Source organism: Mailhella sp. (assembly GCF_057866825.1).
This window is the reverse complement of the sequence record NZ_DBMAHT010000091.1, coordinates 1-8,437: the sequence shown is the minus strand read 5'-3', so window position 1 is coordinate 8,437 and position 8,437 is coordinate 1. Positions and strand designations below refer to the sequence as shown.

General features: G+C 58.9%; 3 protein-coding genes. 2 read left to right on the top strand and 1 reads right to left on the bottom strand.

The genetic code is table 11. From position 1 onward, the window contains the following. Window positions 1–655: 655 nt before the first annotated feature. A complete protein-coding gene (locus ACZM96_RS08200) occupies window positions 656–3,913 on the bottom strand; it encodes a DEAD/DEAH box helicase (RefSeq protein WP_489488458.1) in 3,258 nt (1,085 codons plus the stop codon). Window positions 3,914–4,221: 308 nt separating this feature from the next. Here ACZM96_RS08200 and ACZM96_RS08195 point away from each other — a divergent pair, with 308 nt between their 5' ends. Continuing rightward, entirely contained in the window at window positions 4,222–5,790 is a 1,569-nt protein-coding gene (locus ACZM96_RS08195; RefSeq protein ID WP_489488457.1) for a peptide-binding protein, read from the top strand. Window positions 5,791–5,799: 9 nt separating this feature from the next. Then, on the top strand, window positions 5,800–8,088 hold the full coding sequence (locus tag ACZM96_RS08190) for a RelA/SpoT family protein (RefSeq protein ID WP_489488455.1): 2,289 nt from the start codon (window positions 5,800–5,802) through the stop codon (window positions 8,086–8,088). Window positions 8,089–8,437 lie beyond the last annotated feature (349 nt).

Sequence of the window (8,437 nt, the reverse complement as noted above, 5' to 3'; positions counted from 1 at the left end):
CCCATAGCGAAATATGACAGCTTCATTTCCCCAGTATGGTGAAAATCAGCTCGCTCCAGCAGTTCCGCCAGCGAACCCTGTTCAGGGCATTTTGTTGGCCCCCATTGGGGACTTCAAGAAGCAAGAGATCAACCGTTTATCGTACACGGCTTTCTTTGAGGCTGTGCCATAGGAAGCGCCTGAGGCGTTATTTCTTGAAATTCCAAAGGAATAACTCATAAAATGCCCCAATCATGGAGCCTATCAGCGGAAAAATTGGATAAAAAGCCTATACTTTTCAACATGCTGCGGAAATAACACATCCATATGCCATGACAGGGCCTTCTTTGATGCTTCGGATAACCTTTTGAAGCGGCTTGAACAGCATTGGGCCGTGTTATTTGTATGTAGTTATTTAAAATAATTTTAATAGATTATATCTGATTGACGACACGATTTAGGAGCCGCAGGGATAGCCCTGCGATATTCCGCCGTTGTCTGCGCCTCCCGCATTACCCTGCAATGTCGCCGGATGGAAACGGCAGCCCCATATTGCACAGGAAAAAAGTGAAGAGGGATTCAATAAAGGGGAAAGTCTTTGAAGGGGGCGGGGGAGGTTTGGAGGGGGCGGGGGAAACTTTCTCCAGAAAGTTTCCCCCGCCCCCTCCAATCGTTTCTAAACCTCAAACAACATTTCGAGGTCTTCCTTGGTGAGGGACTTCCATGTGTCCTGACCGGGGATGACGGCCTCGGCAACGCCGCGCTTCATTTCCTGAAGCTTGAGGATCTTTTCTTCCACGGTGTTCTGGCAGATCAGCTTGTAGGAGAACACCTGACGCGTCTGGCCGATGCGGTGCGTGCGGTCGGTGGCCTGGCTTTCCACGGCGGGGTTCCACCACGGATCGTAATGGATGACGTAGTCCGCTGAGGTCAGGTTGATGCCCGTGCCGCCCGCCTTCAGGGAGATGAGGAAGATCGGGATGTACAGGCTGTTGTTGAAGCGATCCACCTGATCGAGGCGATCCTTGCTGGTACCGTCCAGATAGCAGAAGGGGATGTCCGTCAACTGGAGCCAGCCGCGGATGATCTGCAGCATCTGCACGAACTGCGAGAAGACCAGCACCTTGTGGCCGCCTTCCACCACATCGAAGATCATATCCTTGAAGGCCTCGAACTTGCCGGAGGGCAGGCTCCCGGTGGAGAAGCCGGGCATGTCCACCTTGAGCAGGCGCGGGTGGCAGCAGATCTGGCGCAGCTTGAGCAGCGCGTCGAGGATGGACATCTGGCTCTTGGCCATGCCCTTGCTTTCGACGTCGGCCAGCACCTGATCGCGGAGCTTCCGGGTCAGGGCCGAATAGAGTTCGGCCTGCTCGTCCGTCATGTTGCAGTACGTCACGTTCTCGATCTTCGGCGGCAGATCCTTGGCCACTTCGGCCTTGGTGCGCCGCAGGATGAACGGCTTCACGCGGGAACGCAGGTATTCGAGGCTTTCGCCGTCGCCGTCGCGGATGGGCTTGACCACGCCGCGCTGGAACGCGTGCTGCGAACCGAGGAAGCCGGGCATCAGGAACTCGAACAGCGACCACAGCTCGAACAGGTTGTTTTCGATGGGCGTACCGGACAGGCACAGCCGCATCCGGGCCTTGATGGCGCGTACCGAGCGGGCCGTGATGGTGTTCGGGTTCTTGATGTTCTGCGCTTCGTCAAGGATGATCGAGTTGAAGTAGTGCTTTTCCAGCTCCTCAAGGTCACGGCGGAGCAGGGCGTAGGTCGTCACCACGATGTCGGAATCCGCGACCTTGCGGAACATCCCTTCGCGGCGCGTCCCGTAGATGATCAGCCGCTTGAGGTGGGGCACGAACTTTTCGGATTCGCGTTCCCAGTTGGGCAGCACGGACGTGGGCACCACGATGAGGTTCGGGCCTTCATGCCCGTGGTTGACCATATGCTGGATGAACGACAGGGTCTGGATGGTCTTGCCGAGGCCCATTTCGTCCGCGAGGATGCCGCCGAACCCGTACTCGCTGAGGAAATTCAGGTACGAAACGCCCTGCAGCTGGTAGTTGCGGAGGGTGGCGTTCAGGCCCTTGGGCGTGCTGACGGGCTCCACCTCGGTGAAGTTCCGCACCTTCTCACGCAGCGAGTTCCAGAAGGAGTCGGTTTCCGCATTGGGCAGGTCGTCGAGCAGGTTGTCGAGCACGGGGGCTTCAAACTGCTTGAACTGGCGCTTGGGCGGCTTGGTGGGGTCGAAGCCGAGGGCCTGTAGCTTGTGGGCCAGCTTTTCCAGCCACGATTCGGGCAGGCTCGTGTAGGAGCCGTCCTTGAGCTGCACGTAGCGCTTGCCCTTGAGCCAGGCCTTCCAGATGCGGTCGAGCGGCAGATTCTGGCCGTCGTAATCCACCGAAATGTCGAGGGAGAACCACTTTTCCTTTTCGTTGCTTTCCACGCTCGCGTTGATGACCGGCGTGGAGGCGCGCACCTTGTAGCGCGAGAGTGTGGCTTCGCCGTACACGCGCCAGTTTTCCAGCAGGGTGGGGTAGGAGTCGAGCAGGAAGGAAATGGCTTCTTCGGGCTCCATGAACCACAGGCGGCTGCTTCTCGGCTGGAAGCGCATGTCGGAAAGCTGCGTGATGAGGGCGTTTTCCTCCACCTGATTGCGGCGCACGAGGAAGGTCTTGCCTTCATAGACGTAGCTGCCGGTCTGGAAATCGGGGTTCGGGCCGGGCAGGGTGAATTCGCCGTGCAGGGTTTCGTAGATATTCTGCACTTCGAGGGTGAGCAGGCTGCCTTCTTCGTCGAGGAAGAGCTTCGGATTGTACGTGGCAGGCTGGAACACGGGTTCCATGATCTTGAGGAATTCGTCCTGCTCGTAGAGTTCCGAGGCGGGCAGGCGCGTCCACACCCTGTCGAGAAATTCGGGAATGTCTTCCTGAGGAATGACCGGACCCTTGTGCACCAGCGCCTGAATGACGTGATGGTTCAGGCAGGTCTGCACCGGATAGAAGCCCTGATTCCAGCACACCCACAGGGGCATCTGGCCGTGGAACGTGGCCCCTTCATGCGCGGGCGCGGGAATGTCGCCGCTCTCGTCGGGCTCTTCGTCGATGATGGAAAACGGCTTCTTGCCCTCGCGCTGAAGCAGCACGTCGAAGCGCAGGCCGTCGTCGTCGAGCGAGGGGCGCAGCTTGAGCGCCATGGGAGAGCTTTCGATGCGGCAGGGAATTTCGGTGTCCTTCCAGTAGAGATAGTCTTCCTTGCGTATAGCCCAGAAGAACCAGGAAAGCAGCCCGTCGGGAATTTCCACGCGGTGGCCGTAGTAGTCGAGATACTGGGCGATCTGACGGCAGACCACGGGCAGTTCCGGCGAATGTTCGCACCATTCGGGATTGCGTAGAATCTGATCGAGCGTCACTTCCTGACGCACGGAGGAAAGGCCGGTCTTGTTCTGACGGGCGCGGAAGAATTCCACGGACAGGCGTCCCGGTTCCGGGAAGAAGCGGAACAGAAAATAGTGACGCCCCGTTTCGGGCTCGAAGGTGCCGCCGAAGAAGTGACGGAAGCTCTGCCGCCAGTCTTCGCGGGGCGCGGGCGCAGGATCGGCCTTGCCTTCGGAGATGTCCAGAGAGTTGATGAAGTGTATGGCCGTGGCGGCGACGTGACGACAGGGACCGTTGAAGGCTTCCATGCAGTTGCACATGGAATCGACCCGCTGTTCGGCAAGATTGATGTGGACCACCGGGCTGTAGGCCTCGAAATCTTCCCCCTGAACGGTGCTTTCCACCGTCCATACGTCGTTTTCAAAGCGCAGGGTGAATTTGCTGAGATTGCCTTCCGCTTCAATGGCGCGACCGTATTCCGTAATATATTCGGGAATGGTGTTCTGAATGAAGTTTTCGGCAAGCCCACGGGCGGCGATTTCCTCGCGTCGGTTCATGGCAACAGACCTCAAATGACAGAAAGTATGGACAAAGGCTGACCCTTGTGCGGCACGGTCGGAAGGGAAATCGACGGAAGCGGAAATCCTGAGCAAAAAAAGGCGATACCGACCATTGCCTTCTAGGATTATACGATAATATCCCAGTTTTCAAGAGAAGTGAACTGTGCTAGGCTTTTTTCATGAAAAAAAAGTTATATTTCCCGCATTGTCCCGGGTTGTTTTTCCCTGTTTCGGCGCAATGTTGCACTGAAACAGGGGGGTATTTTTCCTCCGCGCTGCGGCTTGCCGCAACGTTTTTGCTCTGCATGACGTTTTTTGTCCGTCTCTGCGGCGCGGCCGAGGAAAAATTTTCTCTGCCGGCGCAGCCCGAGTACGGCGGCAGCATTCTCATGGGCAGCATCGGCGAGCCCTCCAACCTTATTCCCTACCTGGCGTCCGATTCCGCTTCGGCCGAGGTGGCGGGCCTGCTTTACACGTCGCCGCTGGAATACGACAAGGATTTCAATATCATAAAATGCGCCGCCGAAGAGTGGGAAGTGCTCGAGGGCGGACTTTTCATGCGCTTTCGCCTGAAGAAAGGGCTGGTCTGGCAGGACGGGCATCCGCTCACGGCCGACGACGTCACCTTCACCTACAAGCTCATGACGGATCCGAAAACGCCCACCGCCTACGCCGCAGACTTCCTCAACGTGAAGGAATACCGCCAGACCGGACCTCTGTCCTTCGAGGTGCGCTACGACGCTCCCTACGCCCGCGCGGCCATCACCTGGATGCATCCCATTCTGCCCAGGCACATTCTGGAGCACGAGAACATCGCCTCCACGCGCTACGCGAGAAATCCCATAGGCGCCGGGCCGTTCAAGCTCAAGTCGTGGGAGCCGGGCAGCCGCATCGTGCTTGAGGCCAACGACCGCTATTTCAAGGGCCGCCCCTACCTCGACGAGGTGATCTACCGCATCATTCCCGACAGCACCACCATGTTTCTCGAAGCCCGCGCCGGCAAGCTCGATTTCGTGGGGCTTTCCCCGCAGCAGTATCTGCGTCAGACCCAGGGCGAATGGTGGGAAAAAAACTGGCGCAAGTACAAGTATCTTGCTTCCGGCTACACGTATCTCGGACTGAATCAGAAAAGCCCCTTCTTCAAGGACAAGAAGGTGCGTCAGGCCCTTTCCTACGCCATCGACAGAAAGGGCATCATCAAGGGAGCGCTTCTGGGCATGGGAGAGCCCGCGTTCGGCCCCTACAAGCCCGGAACATGGGTGTACAACACGGCGCTCAAGGCGTATGATTATGACCCTGAGCGTGCGCGCCGCCTGCTTGCCGAGGCGGGGTGGACGATGGGAAAGGACGGAATTCTGGAGAAGGACGGCCTGCCCTTCGAGTTCACCATACTGGTGAACCAGGGAAACAACGAGCGCATCAAGGTCGCCGTCATTCTTCAGCAGATGTTCCGGGCCGTCGGCGTGAAGGTCTCCATCCGCACGGTGGAATGGGCCGCCTTCCTGAAGGAGTTCGTCGACACGAGAAAGTTCGACGCCCTGATTCTGGCGTGGAACATTCTTGACGATCCGGACATTTACGACGTGTGGCATTCCTCCGCCGCCGAGGGGCACGGGCTCAATTTCGTGAGCTTCTGCAACGAGGAGGTGGACAGACTTCTGGAAAAGGGCCGCGCCCTCGCCGACAGAGAGCAGCGGAAGGCCATTTATGACAGATTTCAGGAAATACTTCACGAGGAGCAGCCGTACCTTTTTCTTTATGTGCCGTATTCTCTGCCCATGGTTCAGGCGAGGTTCCAGGGCATTCAACCAGCTCCGGCGGGCATTACCTACAATTTTGACCGGTGGTGGGTTCCCAGAGCGCTCCAGCAATAGCAGGTTCTTATGAGTCAGACTTCCATTCTTCAGACGGCAGCGGAAGCGGGCGAGACCCGGCAGAAAGACGTTCATCCACAGGAAAACGTTTCCATGGTGGTCTCTCCCGTCACGGGGGCGAGCTCTCCGGCCTCGAAGATTCCTTCGGCCGACAGCATTGTGGAGGAGCTTGTCAAGCACTGTCCCGACGCCGACGTGGCCATGGTGCGCCGCGCCTACGACTACGCTTCCGCCGCCCACGCCGGACAGCTTCGACTTTCCGGCGATCCGTACATTCTGCATCCTGCTTCGGTGGCGCTCACGCTGGCCAAAATGGGCTTCGACGAGCACACCGTGGCCGCGGGCCTGCTGCACGACACCGTGGAAGACACCGATTCCTCCATCGACGAGCTCGACGAGCTGTTCGGCGAACAGGTGGCCGACATCGTGGACGGCGTGACCAAGATCAACATGATGACCTTCGACACCAAGGAAGAGGCGCAGGCGGAAAACATCCGCAAGATGATCCTTTCCATGGCGCACGACATCCGCGTTCCTGTGGTCAAGCTGGCCGACCGCCTGCACAACATGAGCACGCTGGAGTTCCAGAAGCCCTACAAGCAGCAGCGCATCGCCCAGGAAACCATGGACATCTACGCGCCGCTCGCCAACCGCCTCGGTCTGCACCTTTTCAAGCAGAAGCTGGAGGATCTGAGCTTCCGCTATCTCCAGCCCGACGCCTACGCCGAAATCACCACCTGGCTCAAGGACAACCAGATAGTCGAGCGTCAGCTCATTTCCAAGGTCATCGCGAAGATCGAGGCCATCATGACCGAAAACCGCATCAACGGACGCGTTTTCGGCCGCATCAAGCAGACCTACAGCATCTATCGCAAGATGATGGCGCAGAAAACGCCCCTCGACGAGATGCACGACATCATCGCCTTCCGCGTCATCGTGAACGATCTGCGCGACTGCTACGCCATGCTCGGTCTGGTACACGTGCTCTGGAAACCCGTGCCCGGCCGCTTCAAGGACTACATTTCCATGCCCAAGGCCAACGGCTACCAGTCGCTGCACACCACGGTGATCGGGCCGGAAGGCGAACGCATCGAAATTCAGATTCGCACCGAAGAGATGAACAACATGGCCGAACACGGCGTGGCCGCGCACTGGATGTACAAGGAGCGCAATCACGCCATCGCCATGCAGGACATGCCGCAGTTCCAGTGGCTGCGCGATCTTATGGAGCGCCAGCGCGACGAGACGGATTCCCGCGAGTTCATGAGCTCGCTGCGCATGGATCTCTTCAACGACGAAATTTACGTGTTCACCCCCAAGGGCGCGGTGAAGCAGCTTCCCAAGGGCGCGACCTCTCTTGACTTCGCCTTCCTCATTCACTCCGACGTGGGCGCGCACTGCGTGGGCGCGAAGATCAACGGCAAGCTCGAACCCTTCGCCACGCCGCTGAAGAACGGCGACATGGTGGAGATCATCACCGACAAGAACCGGCATCCGCACCGCGACTGGCTCAAGATGGTGAAGACGTCCAAGGCCCGAAGCCGCATTCAGCATTATCTGCGCACCGAGGAGCGCGTGGCCGCCGTGGCCCTCGGCAGGGAACTCTTGGAAAAGGAAGGCCGCAAGATGGACTTCAACGTGACCAAGGCCGCCAAGGACGGACGTTTGCAGCTCGTGGTGCCGGAGTTTTCGCTCAGCGCGCTGGACGATCTTTTTGCGGCCGTGGGCACGGGACGTCTTACCCCGCGCAAGGTGCTGCAGCGTCTGCTCACCCTGCTCACGCCCAAGCACGAGCTCGTGCAGGAGAGCGCAGCCGCCAAGCCGGAAGGCGCAGCCAAGAAGCCTTCCGACGGCATCACCATCAAGGGCATCGAGGACACGCTCATTCACTTTGCCAAGTGCTGCAAGCCCGTGCCCGGCGATCAGGTGGTGGGCTTCATCAGCCGCGGCCGCGGCGTCATCGTGCATACGGCGAACTGCCCGCATCTTCAGAATTTGGAATCGGAACGCCTCATTTCCGTGACCTGGAACAACGAGGAGAGCAAGCCCTTCCCGGCGGAAATCAGCATTCTCGGTCTCAACGAGAAGGGTCTTCTGGCCAAGATCAGCCTTGTGTTCGTGCAGCAGGACGTCAACATCAACGCGCTGCAGATCAAATCCACGGTGGACGGCCGCTCCCAGATGGATTTCACCGTGGAAGTGCGCGATGCCGTGCATCTCTACCAGACCATCGACAAGCTGCGCGCCATCGATCATGTGCTCGAAGTGCGCCGCGGCACGTCGGTCATGGACGTGTGAGACTGCACTTTGCAGAAAACAACGGGCCGGGGTCGTTCCCCGGCTTTTTTTTGTACCCTGCGGCGGGGAAGAGCGGGGGAGGGGAGACAGAGAAGAAAACGCGAGGGCGGGGAACTCCGGAAATGCGGAGGCCGAGGGCCCGCGCTTCGGCTGTATTCATCGGGGAACGTCGTGGGCGGGGGACTTGGAGGAATGAAGCCCGACTTGTCCGGCACGACGGAACGCTGAGGCAGAGAGGGGGAGAAGCACGGGAGAGATTGCCGGAGGCGTGAGGCACCGGGGCTATGAAGGATGAGAGAAGTGCAGAGCGCGGGGAAAAAAGCCGTGGGGGCGGGCGTGCCGAACGGAG

What these genes read in the sequence shown, in the direction of transcription:
- ACZM96_RS08195 (WP_489488457.1), top strand. Translation starts at nt 4,222, where the DNA reads ATGACGTTTTTTGTCCGTCTCTGCGGCGCGGCCGAGGAAAAATTTTCT.
- ACZM96_RS08200 (WP_489488458.1), bottom strand. Translation starts at nt 3,913, where the DNA reads ATGAACCGACGCGAGGAAATCGCCGCCCGTGGGCTTGCCGAAAACTTC.
- ACZM96_RS08190 (WP_489488455.1), top strand. Translation starts at nt 5,800, where the DNA reads ATGAGTCAGACTTCCATTCTTCAGACGGCAGCGGAAGCGGGCGAGACC.